We start from the raw sequence: 15,885 nt of genomic DNA, 5'->3' as shown, positions 1-15,885 counted from the left end.
GCGGCGCGCCGCGCCGCGCTGCCGAGAACCGCGAGCGCTGCGCGCTCGCGGATGCTAATGGGCTACTCTTTTTAAATGATGACGTGGCCAGAGCCCCCGTGACGTAGCCAGCGACCGACGGTGGCCGAGGCGGGAGCGCGGAACGCCGCCGTCGGATAGCGAGACACGACCGAAGGAGGTGTCTCGAAGAATCAAGCGGTGAACGGAGTGAACCGCGAGATCGCTGAGTTCCGCCTGTTCGCCATACACCAGCACGCCGTCGACGAACCCGCCGGGGTTTTGGTGCTGCCCGAAGAAGGATTCGTCAATGGATGACGACCTCCGAGAACGCGTCGAACGCGAGGCCGAGACGGCCGCGCTGTTCAACGCACTCAAACACGAAAGCGACGCACAGGTCGGCGCGATAATGGGCCCCCTGATGGGTGAAAACCCCGAGTTTCGAGAACACGGCGACGAGATTCCCGGCGTCATCGCCCCCGTCATCGAGGAGATGAACAGCCTCTCGGACGCCGAGAAGTACGAACGCCTCCAGGAACTTGACTCGGAACTGGTCGAGGAACTGGAAGCCGAGGAGGAAGAATCCGAGCAGCCGCTTCCCGACTTGCCGAACATCGAGGCCTACGACGACGTTCGGATGCGACTCGCCCCGAATCCGAACGGCCCCTGGCATCTCGGGAGCGCCCGCATGCCTGCCGTCATCGGGACGTACAAGGAGATGTACGACGGCTGGATGTTGTGTCGGTTCGACGACACCGATCCCGAGACCAAACGTCCCGACCCCGACGCCTACGATGAAATCCTCGAAGCAATCGACTACCTCGGCTTCGAGCCGGACGAGGTCGTCAAGGCCTCCGGCCGGGTCGAAACCTACTACGAGCACGCGCGGAACCTCATCGAGGCCGGCGGCGCCTACACCTGCACCTGCAGCGGCGAAGAGTTCTCCACGCTGAAGAACAACGCCGAAGCCTGTCCGCACCGCGACAAGGACGTCGAGACGACGCTCGCGGAGTTCGAGGAGATGGTCGAAGGCGAACACTCGTCGGGAGATATCGTCCTCCGCGTCCGCACCGATATCAAGCACAAGAACCCGGCGCTTAGAGATTGGGTCGCCTTTCGAATGGTCGATACGCCGCACCCTCGGCCCGAGGCCGCCGAATATCGCTGTTGGCCAATGCTCGATTTCCAGTCCGGCATCGACGACCACCTCTTCGGAATCACCCACATCATCCGGGGCATCGACCTGCAGGATTCCGCGAAACGCCAGCAGTTCGTCTACGACTACTTCGGCTGGACGTACCCCGAGGTGCTCCACTGGGGGCACGTCCAGATCGACGCCTACGACATCGCGATGTCAACATCGACCATTAAGGAGAAAATCGAGGCTGACGAGCTCGATGGCTGGGACGACCCGCGAGCGCCGACTATCGCGAGTCTCCGCCGTCGCGGCATCCGCGGCGAAGCCATCGTCGAGGCGATGACCGAACTCGGTGCCTCGACGTCGAACGTCGATCTCGCGATGTCGACCGTCTACTCGAAGAATCGCGATATCATCGACGATGAATCCGACCGCGCGTTCTTCGTCCGCGATGGTGTCGAGAAGACGCTTCTCGGCGGGCCGGACACCGCCGAACCGCCGGTGCATCCCGACCACGAGGAGCGCGGCACGCGCGATATCCCCGTCGGCGGTGCGGTACTCGTCGAACCGGACGACGTGCCCGCGAACGGCCAGCGCGTCTGGCTGAAAGGGCTCGGGCCGGTGCAACACACGCGCAATGCCTTCGAGTTCACCGGCGAAGACCTCGACATCGTCCGAGAGGAGGGTGTCGACGTCGTCCACTGGGTGCCCGCAGACGATAACGTGCCGCTCCGGCTTCGCACGATGGCGGGTGATGAAACGGGCCACGCCGAGCCTGGTCTCAGCGACTACGAGTCCAACGATGTTGTCCAGTTCGAGCGCATCGGCTTCGCCCGAATCGACCGACTAGCTGACCCAGGCGAGGAATCGGATGAGGCCGGCTCCGTCGCCTACTTCACACACCCCTGAGCGGCGAACGTTTAAGTCATCGCCAATACTGTGGATAGATAGCAATGGCCATAGACCCGAACTTCGAGGAGAACAGCGAGAAGGAAGGCGAAGAACACGGCGTGGCCGTCTGGGGGCCGACCGACCCGCCGGAGCAGCTCGGCATCCGTGGGACGCACGTCGCGGTCGATTTCGACATCTGTATCGCCGACGGCGCGTGTCTGGAGGACTGCCCAGTCGATGTCTTCGAGTGGGTCGACTCCCCCGACCACCCCGAAAGCGAAATCAAGGCCAATCCGACCAACGAAGACCAGTGTATCGACTGCATGCTCTGTGTCGATGTCTGTCCGGTCGACGCCGTCGATGTCGACCCCGGTCGCGCGGGCCGTATCTGAAACGACGCGTGTAATCTTCTGCGGCAAGCCGGGCGCGTAGCCGCCAGTATCGGATTTCTCCTCGCAGTCCGTGCTAAAAACTAATAGGGACGGGTGGTAGTAGTTGTCGTAGGTGTCAAGGTAACGATGAACACACTCGTATTGACGAAAGGCGTCCCCGATTTCAGGGAGGGGCAGGTTTCCTTCGACGAGGAGGGCCATCTCGAACGTGGGAAAACGCCGACAGTGATGAATCCGAACGACGAGTCCGCACTGGAGGCAGCGCTGCAGACCAAAATCCGGCACGACGGTACGGTCAGCGTGATGAGCATGGGCCCGCCGGGCTACAAGGAGGTACTCCAAGAAGCGATGGAGTCGGTGTACGCCGACGACCTGTATCTACTCTCCGACCGAGAGATGGCCGCGGCCGACACGTGGGCGACATCGATTACGCTCTCGACAGGCATCGAGAAAATGGGTGTTCCCGACCTCATCTTCGCCGGCTTCAAAACGGCCGACGGGGAGACGGGCCACACCGGGCTACAGACCTGCTGGGGGCTGGATATGCCGGTAATAACGCACGTCGTGGCGCTCGACATCGACGCCGACGCCGAGCGCGTCCGTGCGAAACGATTAGTCGAGGGCGACATCGAGGAGGTCGAGACGGTCGAGGCGGAACTGCCGGCGTTCATCGTCACCGACTCGGAGTTCGACCCGTCGCATCGGACGGCCGGCGAGCGACTGACGCTGAAAGACCTGCGTGAGGAGACGCAAGTACGGGCCGAAGAGTACGAAGACCACCTGACGGTGTGGAGCCAAGAAGAGCTCAACCTCGACCCGGATTACATCGGCTTGGACGGGTCACCGACTATCGTCTCCGGTGTCGACCCGATCCCGAAGGCGCCGGCCGAGCGTGAGGCGACGATGGTCGAACCGGACGACGCCGACGAGATGTCGGAGGTCGTCGACGTGATGGCACCGTTTACAGGGAGCGAAGCCAGCACGGGGGCGGACTGAGATGACGCTTGACCCAAGCGAGTATACGCTCCAGGAGCTCGGCCCGGAGATACAGACCATCGAAGACATCGACGAGCTGCGCGAGATCCTGGAGGCGGAGAAAGCCGGCGACGACCGCGCAGGCGCGAAGAAACTCATCGAAAGCCGTATCGAGAAGTTCGAGGGCGACGATGAGGAAGACAGCGAAATCGATCTCGAGGAGATGTCCGCCGCTGACATCGCCAACGCCGTCCGTGATATCGACGATGTCGAGACTCTGGAATCGCTTCTCGAAGAGGAGGAGTCGAACCAGGATCGCAGCGGCGTCACAAACCAGATTCAGAACCGCCTCGACTCGCTGCAGGGCAGCGACGAAGGAGAGGTCGAGGAGGAGGTGCCACCCGAGGAGAAACACCCCGAGCTCGACCACCCGACCGCGGACAAACGGCACGTTCGCGCGCTGGACGACGGTACCTACCGCGATATGTGGGTCTACTGTGAGACCCAGCGGGGCGAACTCATCGACGTCTCACGGGAGATGCTCGGGAAGGCCCGTAAGATGATGGACAACTACGCTGAGGAGTACGGCGACGACGAGCGTGTCGTGGCCGTCCTCATCGGCGACGACGTCGAACGATTGGCCGACGAGTGCATCAGTTACGGGGCCGACGTTGTCGTGACGTACGAGCAGCCCGAACTGAAACGGTTCCAGCATACGGCCTACACCGAGGTCTTCTGCGATATGGCTCGTGGTGCCGGCCATCCGTATGGCCGTGACGACCGCCACGAGGAGGAATGGCGCGACTACGACGAGCCGCGATACGGGCTGTTCCCGGCGACGAACAACGGCCGCGACCTCTCGGCGCAGGTGCAGGCCGAACTCGACTCCGGGCTCGCATCTGATTGTTCGGGCCTCTACATCGAGAACAACGTTATCTCGAACCCCGCGAAGGTACGACGGGAGGGCGAAAAGAAGGAGTTCGAACGCGTCCTGCACATGAAGCGGCCCGACTTCTCCGGCTTCGAATACTCGACCATCCTCTGTCTGGACAACCCCCATCGGGAGTTCCACCCGCAGGGCGCGTCCGTGATTCCGGGGAGCTTCGAAGTACCAGAGCCAGTACCGGAGCGAGAGGGTGAGGTCATCGAGCACGACATCGACCTCGACGAGGATTGGTTCCGCGTCGAGATTACCGACCACGACACGCTCGACCCCGGTGTCGACCTGACCGGTCACGAGGTCGTCGTCGCGCTGGGTCGGGGCATTGGCGACGACCCGACGCGGGGGATGGAACTCGGTGTCGAACTGACCGATGCCTTCGAGGACGCCGAACTCGGCATCTCGCGGGGTATCGTCACCTCGTCATACGATTTCGACGGCCACGTCGAACAGTACGCAGCTGAGGAACGTCAGATCGGCGAAACTGGCCAGGTCGTCGAACCCGACCTCTACATCGCCGCCGGCATCTCCGGCGCCGTCCAGCACAAGGTCGGCATGGACGAATCCGACACCATCATCTCGATCAACACCGACCCCGAGGCGGACATCGGGGACTTCTCGGATTACTTCATCACCGGCGACCTCTTCGATGTGTTGCCGCGGCTCATCGAGGCCTTAGAGAAAGGCGAACTGAATCTCGAGGCTGCGGCCGCAGGAGGTGACGACTGATGCCAGAGCGCGAACACTACGAAGCCATCGTCGTCGGCTGTGGGCCGGGCGGCGCTGCAGCAGCAGCCCGGTTGGCCGACGCGGGCGTCCAGACGCTCGTCCTGGAGCGTGGCGTCGACGCCGGCTCGAAGAACGTCTCCGGCGGCCTCATCTACGGCGAGGAGTCGGCGCCGTACACCATCGACGACCTGTTCCCGGGCTTCCGCGAGGCAGCCGCCGACCGTCCGGTAACGGAGTACAAGCTCCACAACATCGCCGGCGCGAACGTGAAATCGTTCGATATCACGCCGCTGCACGAACACGACACGGAGTGGTCAGACACCGTCTTGCGCCGGAAGATGGACTCGTGGCTCGCAGAGCGCGTCCACGAGCGAACGCGGGAATCCGGTGGCGGCTTATTGACCGAAGTCCGGGTCAACGGCCTGCTCCGGGAGGACGGCGAAATCGTCGGCGTCACGTGCGATGAGGTCGACCCGATAACGGCCGACCTCATCGTCGCAGCCGACGGCGTCAACTCCGAGTTGGCCCGCGACGCCGGCCTGATGAACTGGGACGAACCCGAAGAGTGGTTCCAGGGCGTCAAGGCCGTCGTCGATATGCCGGCCGACGCCATCGAAGAGCGGTTCGGTATCGGCGCCGACGAGGGAGCCGCACACCTGTTCTCGGGCGACCTCTTCGAGGGCGTCCGTGGTGGGGGCTTCCTCTATACGAACGAGGATTCGCTGTCCATCGGAACGGTGTTCCACCTCGACAGTCTCGCGGCCGAGCGCGCAGAGCCCCACCAACTGCTCGATGCCTTGCTCACACACCCTCTCCTGGGACAGTGGCTCGGCGACGAGTACCACGAGCGGGAGTACGCCGCGAAACTGGTGCCCGACTCGAAGAAGGTTGCCCATCCCTCACCCCACGAAGACCGCCTCGTTCTCGTCGGCGACGCCGCCGGCCAGATGCAGGCGCAGGGGCCGATAATCAAGGGCATGAATCACGCCGTCACCGCAGGCGCACTCGCCGCCGAGGCGTTCATCGAAGCACAGGGGCGCGGCAGCCCCCACGACGCCGGCGAGCGATACGAGCGGAAACTCCAGGAATCGGGGACGATGAAGAAACTCCGGCCACCGCAGTATCGGGCCGCGAGCGCGCTCGGAGAGCACGAGGCGGTGACGAAACTCTCGGATGCCGTCCTCGAATCACCGCTCGGCCGGCTCGGCGTGAAGGCCTTCGACAAGGCCGGACTGCTTGAACGGCTCTACAGCTCACCGTTCATGGCCGAGTCGATTCCGGATACCAGAACGCCGTATGTCACGCTGCCGACGGTCATCGCAGAGGCGGTGGGCGAACCGGTGAGCGAACGGAACGACATCCAGCCGCCGAGTCTCGCCGACCGCATCGGCGACCTGACGTACAACACCGACGTCGGCAACCCCCACATCGACCTCGTGGACAACAGTTACGAGGCAAGTGGCACCGCCGTCACGGCTTGTCCGGTCAGTGCCAAGGACTTCGGCGGCGGGTGTTATCGAGAGGAGACTGTCAATACCAACGGCAGCGAGGAGACGGTCGTCAGCCTCGACACCCAACCCTGCGTCGAATGTGGTACCTGCGCCGTCGTCGCGGATACGGAGTGGGAACACCCGAAAGGAGGCAAAGGCGTCGAGTTCCGTGACGGATGACCGACTTCTCGGAACGCATCGCCGAGCTGTCCGAACGTGCACGCCGTGACAGGGAGGCGTTCGAACCGCCACCGAACCCACCCGACGAGGAGACGGCCCTCGAGTTCCTCACGGATGGGGTCGGGGCAGCCGTCTCGCTGTACATCGAAGCCAGGACGGGCGAGCAGTTCCGGTTCGATACCGCCGAGTTCGCCCTCCTCGAGCGCGCGCTCAACGATTGGCTCGAACTGTACGCCGCCTGCTATGGCGCCGACCTGGATGCGACGTTCACCGTTCGGGAGGCTGCCGAACTGTTGATCGAGACCCACAGCATCCGCGAAACGGCGCTGCTTCTGACGCACGTCCCGGAGCGGACAGCCAGCGAAGCGTGGACTCACCGTCGATAACGGGGGTATCTATCCGATTTGGAAGCAGCAATAATTTTATCACCCGGTTCGTGCTAACGTACCACATGCAGTTCTCCGACGAGCTGGAATTCAGCCACAGGGATCGCAAAGACATCTACGAGTACATCGAGGGGTACGGCACCGTCGATTACGACGACGCGCGCCGGGCGCTCAACATGAGCCCCGAGGCGTTCGGCCACCACGTCGCCGTACTTCGGCGGGACGGCATCGTCACGCGCACGGAGGACGACGAACTCCGGGTCGCCTTCGAGGATTCGACCGAGGAGACGTACGTCGATGACGGCCTCGAGGTCACCATCCGGCAGGCCCGCGAGGACGACCTGACAGGACTCGTCGGCGCGATTCGGGAGGCACTCGCCGATAAAACGTACATCGAGGGCGAAACGCTCGCCGACATCGTCGAAAGTGAGAACGTCCTCCTCCGGCACAACGACCTTCAGAAACGGGTGTTCTTCGTCGCGACCGTCCACGGCGACGTGGTCGGCTGGGTGCACATCAACGCGCCCGAACTGGAGAAACTCGAACACACGGCGGAGCTCACGCTCGGCGTCATCAACGAGTACCGCGGCCACGGCATCGGCACCAAACTCCTCGACCACGGCGTCGACTGGGCGCTCGACAACGACTTCGAGAAACTGTACAACAGCATCCCCTCGACGAACGAGGACGCCATCGAGTTCCTCTCGAACCGCGGCTGGGAGACCGAGGCCGTCCGGAAGAAACACTACAAGATCGACGACGAGTACGTCGACGAGGTGATGATGGCGAAGATGCTGAGCTGACTCAGGGCCACTCCGCGTCGGCGCCTTCGAGCGGTTCGGCGACGATACCATCTTTCTGCGCAAGGACGCGGGCATGGGCCGTACAGACCACCCTGTTTTCGTCCCACGGGACGTGAAGTCGGACGGCTGCACGCGTTTCGCACTCCGATTCCGTACACTCCATACCAGCGCTACGTGTGGCTGGGATACAGCCGTTTGGGTCGATTACAGCACGGCAAGCAGGAAGCCGACGAGAACCATGCTGGTCAGGAACGCCTGCATCGCCGTGGATGCAAGCAAGCCGACCGTCGCGTAGCCGGCCGTCCGCAGGCCGCGCTCGACGTCGCCGTGGCGCCGGTATTCGAGCGCGAAGACGCCCGCAGCAACGCCGAGGAGCACGCCGAGCGGCCCGAAGACGAATAGAAGCGGCAGCGCGACGACGGCGGCAATCGCGGTCGTCCGGAGTGAGGCACCGCCGGCGCGGGCCGACAGCGCGCCACCGAGCCAATCGAGGAGAACGGTAACGACGCCGAGTGAGAGCAGGGCCACGAGGACGACGGTTCCGGGTTCGCCCGTCGCGTGCCAGTAGTAGCCAACGCCGGCCATCGAGACGCCGCCGGCCGGCACAAACGGGATAGCGGTCGCGAAGATGGCGACGACGAGGACGGCAATCGCGATGGCCAGCGGTGTGAGAGACAGGCCAGTGATCATGTTATCGGTACCTGTCAGCCTCTGCTTCGGCGACGTCGGTGCCGTAGCGGTCGACGAGCGGCTTGTAAACGTCACCGAGCGTTCGCATGCATTCGCGCTCCGAGACGAACGAGAGGCGGTCGGCCGTTTCGTCCCACGGCGTCACCTGGAGCACTTTTACGACGAGGAGCCGTTCCGCCTGGTGGTCATCGAGTGTCCCGTCGACGAGCGCCCGTAATGCGAGGCGTCGGAACGGGCGCGGGCTCACGTCGTAGAGGCCGGGGCCGTAGGCGGCGCTGGCGACGACGCGCCATTCGGTGTCCGTCAGTTCCAGCGGAACAGGGCCGTCGGTGGCCGCCAACGCGCCGCGAACCACGTCGGGGTCGACGTCGTCCAGGGCGTCGGCGAGGACGCTCGTGATGCGGCGGCGGAACCACGCAGTGTGGCGGTCTGTGAGTTCTTCTCCGGATCCAGAGAGCGGCCGGAGCATGAGTGCCGAGTGCTCGCCGCTCGTGTCGTTCCGCGTTGTCGAGAGGTGGACGGTCGCATATCCGTTCGCCGCCCAGAAGGAAAGCAGGTCGGGGGTCGCGCCGTAGCCGACGCTGAGGTAATCAAGCGCGTCGAACCGGCCCTCGGGGTCGTTGCCGTCGGCGGGGCCGAACTCCGTTTCGAGTTCCGCGAGGAGTCGCGAGCCGAAGCCCCGCGAGCGGACGGCGTGGTGGGTCGCGATACGCATGACGCGTAGCCCGACCGGCACCGCGGCGTCGGGGTCGCGTAACTGACTCGTCAAGACGTCGGGGATCATGTTCCCGCGGACGCGCGAGCCCTCGTACATCTCGCGTCGGGTCGGTTCCGCGAGGCCGCCCTCACGAGCGAGTAATGCGACGGCGACCAGATGGCCGTCGTCGGTCAACGCCCGGACAGCGATGTTCGGCGCATCGAGAAGCCGGGCGAGGTCGTTCGGTTCCGTCCGGTAGTGGGCGTTGACGAGCAGGCCGAACGCTTCGCGAAGACGGGGTTCGTCATCGACGAGCGATTCGGGCCCGAGGCGTTCGTAGGTGAGGTCGGCCACCGAGGCGTCAGAAACGAGCGGGTCGACCGCGGGGCGGGCATCGAGCAACAGCGCCCGGAAGAGCCATACCTCGACGGGATCGGCGGCGGCGTACCGAATCGGCTCGCCGAGGGCGACCGTCTCGACGTCTCGCTTCTCGTCGAGCGTCTCCCGGAACCGAACGTCGAAGCCCCGACCGGCGCCCTCGTAACCGTGCACCGTCGTCGCAAAGCAGGCGCTCGGTGCGACCGAGAGTAGCGAGTCGAGCACACGCACCGGCAGCGCCGCCGCCTCGTCGACGATGAGAACGTCGGCGGATTCCCTGACGGCGTCGGGCGGGCGACGGAAGCGGACGACACCGCTACCGGCGGCCCGGACGGCGGGCCGGTCGGCTTCGCGTTCATCCGCCGCGAGGGCGTCGATATCGGCGAGCGTTTCGGCCGCCCGGTCGAACAGCGCTGCCGCGTTGCGGTAGTTCGGCGCTGTCACGAGCACCTCGTTGCCGTCGGCGGCGAGTGCAGCCGCAGCGAGCCCGGCAGCACTGGATTTGCCGCGGCCGCGGTCGGCCTCCAGAACGACCGCGTTTCCGGGGGAACGGAGCCGCTCACACACGAGGACTGCATCGCGCTGGTCGGCGGTAAGACAGGCCTCGTAGACGGTGCGGGGGAACGCCGATTCGTCGGGCAGCGAGAACGAGCCGGTTTCGAGGCGTGGAGCGGGGTTCGTACGCCCGTCCGTGACCACGCGGTCGTCGTCGACATCGACGATCCCGATGCCGCGGTGTTGCCGGAGGGTTGTGACGAGTCGGTCGCGGAAGGCGCCGGCGACGTCCTCGAGCGCGAACGGCGGAACTGCGAGCGCCTCGTCGAAGCCGTCGCGTCGCGTCGGCCATTCGTCCAGCGGGGGCACCACGAGGACGAGGAGGCCGCCGCCGTCGACGGCACCAGCGGCCCGACCGAGCGCGTTTGGGCGGCAGGCGTCGTGGCAGTCGACGACGACGCAGTCGTGGGTCGTTCCGAGCAGTTCGTCCGACCGGTTCGGCGCGAGGCGGCGGCCGACGATATCACGTTCCGAGAGGGAGACAGCGTCGAGGCCGGTCGCCTCGCAGGCGGCAACAGCAGCGGCGTAGCCGGCCTTGCGGGCGCCGGTCAGCACCAACAGTCGGCGCTCGTTTGTCCGCGTCGCCTCGTCGTGAAGGGCGCGAGCGTGCTCCCGAACCGCGTCCATACCGGAGCCACGAGACGGTACCGGAAGGCTCCACCGGTTGGATGAACCCTTTCAATCGGGGCAGGAGAGTGGCGAGGTATGGCAACGAACCGAGCGTGGCGACTGGAAAGTCGCCCGACTGGCGAACCGTCGATGGAGAACTTCGAGCTCGTCGAAACCGAGGTACCGGAGCCTGGTGCCCACGAAGTGCTCGTCCGGACGCTGTACATGTCGGTCGACCCGTACATGCGCGGCCGGATGCGCGATGCGGAATCGTACGCCGAGCCGTGGGACGTCGGCGAGACGATGAAAGCCGGCGTCGTCGGCGAGGTCGAGGAATCGAACCACCCCGACTTCGATGCGGGAGATGTCGTCACCAGCGACCTGTTGTGGGCAGATTACGCGGTCGCGGAAGGGCGTGACCTTCGGAAGGTGAACCCCACCCACGGGCCGATTTCGACCGCGGTCGGCGTCCTCGGGATGCCCGGCGTGACGGCGTACTTCGGGACGACCGATGTCGCCGAACCGACACCGGGTGACACCGTCGTGGTGAGCGCGGCAGCGGGAGCCGTCGGCAGCGTCGTCGGTCAAATTGCAGCGCTGTCGGGCTGTCACGTCGTCGGCATCGCCGGCGCCGACGAGAAGGTCGAATGGCTCGAATCCGTCGGCTTCGATGCGGGCATCAACTACAAGGAAGAAGACGTCCCCTCGGCGCTTCGGGAGGCCTGTCCCGATGGCATCGATGTCTACTTCGACAACGTCGGTGGCCCGATCACCGACGCCGCCTGGCCGCTTTTGAACGTGCGTGCCCGCGTCGCCATCTGTGGGCAGATTTCGCTGTACAACGAGACGGAGATTCCGACCGGCCCGCGGAAGCTCGGCAAGCTCATCGAATCGCGCGCTCACGTCGAGGGACTGCTCGTTCGCGATTACGAAGACCGGTGGGGCGAGGCGCTCCATCGACTTTCGGTGTGGGTCGCAAACGGCGATGTCGAGTACCGCGAGAACGTCGTCGAGGGACTGGAGAACGCACCCGATGCGTTCCTCGGGCTGTTCGAGGGGACGAAGATCGGAAAACAGCTCGTGCAGGTCGGCGAGCGTTCGGGGTAGTCGCCGCGCTTAACAAGGGTTAAATGTCGCGGCGCCGGACGAAAACGTATGAGTGGCGAGAGTTCCCAGCGGAGGGCACGCAAGTGCATCTCCTGCGGGATTAACATCTCCGGAACCAGTGCAGCGAAGTTCAAGTGTCCGGACTGTGGACACCTGATCTACCGCTGTTCGACGTGTCGCAAGCAGAGCAACCTCTACGAATGCCCGGACTGTGGGTTCATGGGGCCGTAACGATGGGGAAAGTCGCAGCCAAGATGAAGGTCATGCCGCAGAGCCCCGAGGTCGACCTAGACGAACTCCAGGAGCGCCTCGAGAACTCTCTCCCCGAGGGAGCGAAGATCAGCCGTGTCGACCGCGAGGACGTCGCGTTCGGTCTCATCGCGCTGTTCCCGACGGTACTCATCCCCGACGAGGCGGGTGGCACTGACGCCGTCGAGGATGCCTTCGCAGACGTCGAGGGTGTCGAAAGCGTCGACGTCGACGAAGTCGGCCGCATCTAACGCAGCGTTCTGTTCTGTCAGTTGCGATATCCGTTACTTTGATAGCGAGTAGCACGAAATCCTGGAATGCGGCCGGCGCCGTGCCCACGCGGCGTGGGCAACAGGGAAGGAGCGCCGCCGGAACGCACCTTTTATGTGTCGCACCTGATTAGAGTTGGTAAGAATGCCCAGTTCGAATGGACCACGCAAGGGAACGCGGAACAAACTCAAGAACAAGCCCCGCGACCGGGGTACATCGCCGCCGCAGCGCTCGGTCGAGCAGTTCGAGGAGGGCGAGAAAGTCCACCTCAAGCTCGATCCCTCGGTGCCCAAAGGACAGTTCCACCCTCGCTTCAACGGCTACACCGGAACCGTCGTCGGCAAGCAGGGCGAAGCGTTCAAAGTCGAGATCGAGGACGGTAACGTGACGAAGACGCTCATTGCCGTGCCTGCTCACCTTCGACGACAGCAGGAATGACGATATTCAAGAAGGTTCTCGGCGAGGAGTTCCTCACCGTCTCGGAGGCGAAGGAACTGCTGGCCGACATCGAAGAGGAGCACGCCCTCGACGAGGAGCGGGAGATGCGCTACGAACTCGCCCGCGCCATCGAGCACGCAAACAGGTTTGCCGTGCTCGACCCCGAGGAGTCCGTCGAACTGGTCGAAGAGCTGCTCGAACTCGAGAAAGTCGACGAGCAGACGGCGTACAAGATCGCCGACCTGCTCCCCCAAGACCGCGACGAACTCCGTTCCGTCTTTGCACAGGAACGCTACTCGCTGTCCGGCGACGAGCTCGACGACGTCCTCGACATCGTTGCGAAGTACGTCTAAACGGACGCGCCCGTCCCGGCATCATCGGCCCCTATTTTAAATAGCATCTCTCCCTATGCGGGTGTATGACCGACGCCGGAGCGGAGGATACCTCCCCGACCACAGCCGTCGTACTCGACTTCCTGCCCCGAGGAAGCCCTGAGGACGAGCGGCCACAGTACCAGAAATCGCCGGTGGCGTACGCCGTCGGCGAGGACGACTTCCGGCTCGTCGAGATCGCCCTCACCGACGACGCCGGCGTGAATATCGGCGACCGGGGGGAAATCGACCCGCCGGGCGACAACGTCAAAGACCTCCATTCCATCGAGTACGGCCAGCTCTCGACCACCGCCGAATCCGAACTGGAGTACGCCATCAACGAGATCGTCGACGCCGACGAACAGCGGTTCGTCGACTTCTACAACGACGCCCAGCCGATCACGACGCGACTGCACGTGCTCAATCTGCTGCCGGGCATCGGGAAGAAACTCCGGAACAACGTCCTCGACGAGCGGAAGCGCAAGCCCTTCGAGAGCTTCGAGGAAATCGAAGAGCGCGTCTCCGGGCTCCACAACCCACGCGAGGTGCTCGTCGAGCGTATCACAGAGGAACTACAGGAGGAAGACCTGAAATATCGGATTTTCGCACGCCGCGAAAGCAAAGCGTAGCCGCTCGAAAGGGTGAACGATATACGGGCGGCTGGCGTACGCCGGGACAACATGCGCGACCCTGACGCGCTCCTCGCACGGGCCGGCGTTCGCGGCGACCCGGAGCGCGACCAGCATTTCCTCGTCGACGACCGCGTCCTCGACCGGATTCCGGGCTATCTCCCCGATGACACCGACACCGCTCACGTGCTCGAAATCGGTGGGGGAACCGGCGCGCTCACCGACCGGCTGCTCCAGATTGCCGACCGCGTGACCGTCATCGAGCGCGACCCCACCCTCGCCGAATTTCTCCGGACGGAGTTCACCGATGAAGTCGAATCGGGAGCGCTGACCATCATCGAAGGCGACGCCCTCGAAGTCGAGGTACCGGAGTTCACCGCCTCGGTGTCGAACTTGCCGTACGGCGTCTCCTCAGAGATCGCGTTCCGGCTGTTGCCGGAGGAACGGCCGACCGTCCTGATGTTCCAACTCGAGTTCGCAGAGCGAATGGCGGCCGACCCAGGAACCGACGAGTACGGTCGCCTGTCGGTGACGGCGGGCCACTACGCCGATATCGAAATCGTCGAAACCGTCCCGAAGGAGGCCTTTTCGCCGCCGCCAGCCGTCGAGAGTGCCGTGGTTCGGACGACGCCACGAACGCCGGAGTACGAGGTGCCCAATGATGAAGCGTTCATGGCGCTCGTTCGGGGCGTGTTCACCCAGCGACGGAAGACGATGCGCAACGCGGTTCGGAACACGACACACATCACAGGTATCGAAAACCCCGACGAAGTCGTCGAGAAAGCGGGCGAGGAACTAATGGGCAAGCGCGCGGGCAACGTGCCACCGGCAGAGTTCGCCCGGCTTGCGCGAATCGCTACGGAGGTGGCCTGAGTTGCAGGTGGTGCTCCAGACGCTACCGTGGTACTGGCGAGTCGTCCACCGGATTCAGGGGGCGGTCAACACCCAGCCCGAGCAGTATCTCGCAACGGGAGCGATCGGGCTGGCGTTTCTCATAACAACGTGGATTGTCTATCTCGGCGGGCGGCCGCTGAAGCGCCGATTCAGTACGGAGGGCGTCGAGATTGCTCGGTCGCTAACGGTCATGGTCGTCGCGTTGGCCTACGCCGCGCTCGTGGTTGTGGTCTGGGAGGCGGTCGGTGACGTCCAGTTTGCGCTGTTGCGGTTTGCCGAAACGCTCACGCCGGGCACGAACACGGCGGTCAACATCTTCGTCGCGTTCATCACGCTGCTTGCGACGTACACGCTCACCCGCGTCACGAAACGGGTTATCCGCCACTGGTCTACGACCGGCCGAATCTCCGCACATCAGCGTGAACTCGCCCACCACGCCGTCCAACTGACGCTGTTTTTCATCGCCATCATCTTTATCTTCATCCTGTTCCAGCGGAACCCACGTGATCTCTTCCTCGGAGCCGGAGCGCTCGGTATCGTGATCGGCTTCGCCGCTCGGAAGACGCTCTCGGACGTGCTCGCCGGACTCGTCATCCTCATCGGACGCCCCTTCGAGGCCGGCGACTGGATTGCCGTCGGCGAGCGTGAGGGCATCGTCACAGAGATTACCATCTTCAACACACAGGTGCGGACGTTCAACGAAGAGCACGTCCTCATCCCGAACGACTCGGTGACGAATCGGGAACTCATCAACTACTCGAAGACGAACCGGTTGCGCTTGATAACCGAGGTCGGTGTCGATTACGATGCCGACGTCGCGACGGCAGCATCAATTGCGACAGAGGCAATGAAGACCTGCGACGCCGTCGTCGACACCCCGAAACCGGACGTCGTCCTCGAATCGTTCGCGGACTCAGCCGTCGTCCTGCAGTTGCGCTACTGGATCGATTCGCCGACCATCCAGCGAAAGCTCAGCGCACAGAACGAAGTCATAAACGCCGTCAAGAACGCCTTCGAGAGCGAGGGCATCAAGATTCCGTACCCACAGCGGGAGTTGATGGGCCGGGAGGAGGCCGA

The 15,885-nt window shown here is 64.1% G+C and carries 18 protein-coding genes; 15 read left to right on the top strand and 3 right to left on the bottom strand.

The window, feature by feature from the left end; translation table 11 throughout:
- Positions 1-307: 307 nt before the first annotated feature.
- From ACI8UR_RS10200 to ACI8UR_RS10170, 7 genes are all read left to right on the top strand, one after another.
- Positions 308-2,044 (top strand): glutamate--tRNA ligase, encoded by a 1,737-nt coding sequence (locus tag ACI8UR_RS10200; RefSeq protein WP_415087835.1) that lies wholly within the window; start codon positions 308-310, stop codon positions 2,042-2,044.
- Positions 2,045-2,088: 44 nt separating this feature from the next.
- Positions 2,089-2,418, top strand: coding sequence for a ferredoxin family protein (locus ACI8UR_RS10195; RefSeq protein ID WP_411714918.1), 330 nt, complete (start codon positions 2,089-2,091; stop codon positions 2,416-2,418).
- Between the two features lie 126 nt (positions 2,419-2,544).
- Positions 2,545-3,414, top strand: coding sequence for an electron transfer flavoprotein subunit beta/FixA family protein (locus tag ACI8UR_RS10190; RefSeq protein ID WP_411714917.1), 870 nt, complete (start codon positions 2,545-2,547; stop codon positions 3,412-3,414).
- Between the two features lies 1 nt (position 3,415).
- A complete protein-coding gene (locus ACI8UR_RS10185) occupies positions 3,416-5,062 on the top strand; it encodes an electron transfer flavoprotein subunit alpha/FixB family protein (RefSeq protein WP_411714916.1) in 1,647 nt (548 codons plus the stop codon).
- The gene (locus ACI8UR_RS10180) at positions 5,062-6,732 is read left to right on the top strand and encodes a flavoprotein (protein WP_411714915.1); all 1,671 of its coding nucleotides are present in this window, start codon (positions 5,062-5,064) and stop codon (positions 6,730-6,732) included. The genes ACI8UR_RS10185 and ACI8UR_RS10180 overlap by 1 nt, the downstream gene beginning before the upstream one ends.
- A complete protein-coding gene (locus ACI8UR_RS10175; protein ID WP_411714914.1) occupies positions 6,729-7,118 on the top strand; it encodes a hypothetical protein in 390 nt (129 codons plus the stop codon). Before ACI8UR_RS10180 ends, ACI8UR_RS10175 begins: the two co-directional genes overlap by 4 nt.
- A gap of 65 nt (positions 7,119-7,183) precedes the next feature.
- Positions 7,184-7,921: an N-acetyltransferase family protein gene (locus tag ACI8UR_RS10170; protein WP_411714913.1), complete on the top strand. Its 738-nt coding sequence runs from the start codon at positions 7,184-7,186 to the stop codon at positions 7,919-7,921.
- A 1-nt stretch (position 7,922) separates the two neighbouring features.
- Here the strand turns inward: ACI8UR_RS10170 and ACI8UR_RS10165 are convergent, their stop codons facing one another.
- From ACI8UR_RS10165 to tmcA, 3 genes are read right to left on the bottom strand one after another with little or no spacing between them, the layout of a single operon-like run.
- Positions 7,923-8,084, bottom strand: a complete 162-nt coding sequence (locus tag ACI8UR_RS10165) for a hypothetical protein (RefSeq protein ID WP_411714912.1) — start codon at positions 8,082-8,084, stop codon at positions 7,923-7,925.
- A 41-nt stretch (positions 8,085-8,125) separates the two neighbouring features.
- Positions 8,126-8,611, bottom strand: a complete 486-nt coding sequence (locus ACI8UR_RS10160; RefSeq protein ID WP_411714911.1) for a DUF456 domain-containing protein — start codon at positions 8,609-8,611, stop codon at positions 8,126-8,128.
- A 1-nt stretch (position 8,612) separates the two neighbouring features.
- Positions 8,613-10,868, bottom strand: a complete 2,256-nt coding sequence (tmcA, locus tag ACI8UR_RS10155) for a tRNA(Met) cytidine acetyltransferase TmcA (protein WP_411714910.1) — start codon at positions 10,866-10,868, stop codon at positions 8,613-8,615.
- Between the two features lie 78 nt (positions 10,869-10,946).
- On the opposite strand from tmcA, the gene ACI8UR_RS10150 reads away from it, so the two are divergent.
- The 8 genes from ACI8UR_RS10150 to ACI8UR_RS10115 form a co-directional block, all read left to right on the top strand.
- A complete protein-coding gene (locus ACI8UR_RS10150; RefSeq protein WP_411714909.1) occupies positions 10,947-11,957 on the top strand; it encodes an NADP-dependent oxidoreductase in 1,011 nt (336 codons plus the stop codon).
- Between the two features lie 48 nt (positions 11,958-12,005).
- Positions 12,006-12,188 (top strand): HVO_2753 family zinc finger protein, encoded by a 183-nt coding sequence (locus tag ACI8UR_RS10145; protein WP_411714908.1) that lies wholly within the window; start codon positions 12,006-12,008, stop codon positions 12,186-12,188.
- A gap of 2 nt (positions 12,189-12,190) precedes the next feature.
- Positions 12,191-12,457, top strand: a complete 267-nt coding sequence (locus ACI8UR_RS10140; protein ID WP_411714907.1) for an elongation factor 1-beta — start codon at positions 12,191-12,193, stop codon at positions 12,455-12,457.
- A 163-nt stretch (positions 12,458-12,620) separates the two neighbouring features.
- A complete protein-coding gene (locus ACI8UR_RS10135) occupies positions 12,621-12,914 on the top strand; it encodes a 50S ribosomal protein L21e (protein WP_411714906.1) in 294 nt (97 codons plus the stop codon).
- Positions 12,911-13,267, top strand: coding sequence for an RNA polymerase Rpb4 family protein (locus tag ACI8UR_RS10130; protein ID WP_411714905.1), 357 nt, complete (start codon positions 12,911-12,913; stop codon positions 13,265-13,267). Before ACI8UR_RS10135 ends, ACI8UR_RS10130 begins: the two co-directional genes overlap by 4 nt.
- Before the next feature lie 65 nt (positions 13,268-13,332).
- A complete protein-coding gene (locus ACI8UR_RS10125) occupies positions 13,333-13,914 on the top strand; it encodes a DUF655 domain-containing protein (RefSeq protein ID WP_411714904.1) in 582 nt (193 codons plus the stop codon).
- A gap of 51 nt (positions 13,915-13,965) precedes the next feature.
- A complete protein-coding gene (locus tag ACI8UR_RS10120) occupies positions 13,966-14,787 on the top strand; it encodes a 16S ribosomal RNA methyltransferase A (protein WP_411714903.1) in 822 nt (273 codons plus the stop codon).
- A 7-nt stretch (positions 14,788-14,794) separates the two neighbouring features.
- On the top strand, positions 14,795-15,885 hold a 1,091-nt coding region (locus ACI8UR_RS10115; RefSeq protein ID WP_415087836.1), incomplete at its 3' end, for a mechanosensitive ion channel family protein.

The sequence above is a fragment of the Natronomonas sp. genome (genome assembly GCF_047616845.1).
GTDB lineage: Archaea > Halobacteriota > Halobacteria > Halobacteriales > Haloarculaceae > Natronomonas.
This window is presented reverse-complemented; position numbering and strand designations above follow the sequence as displayed.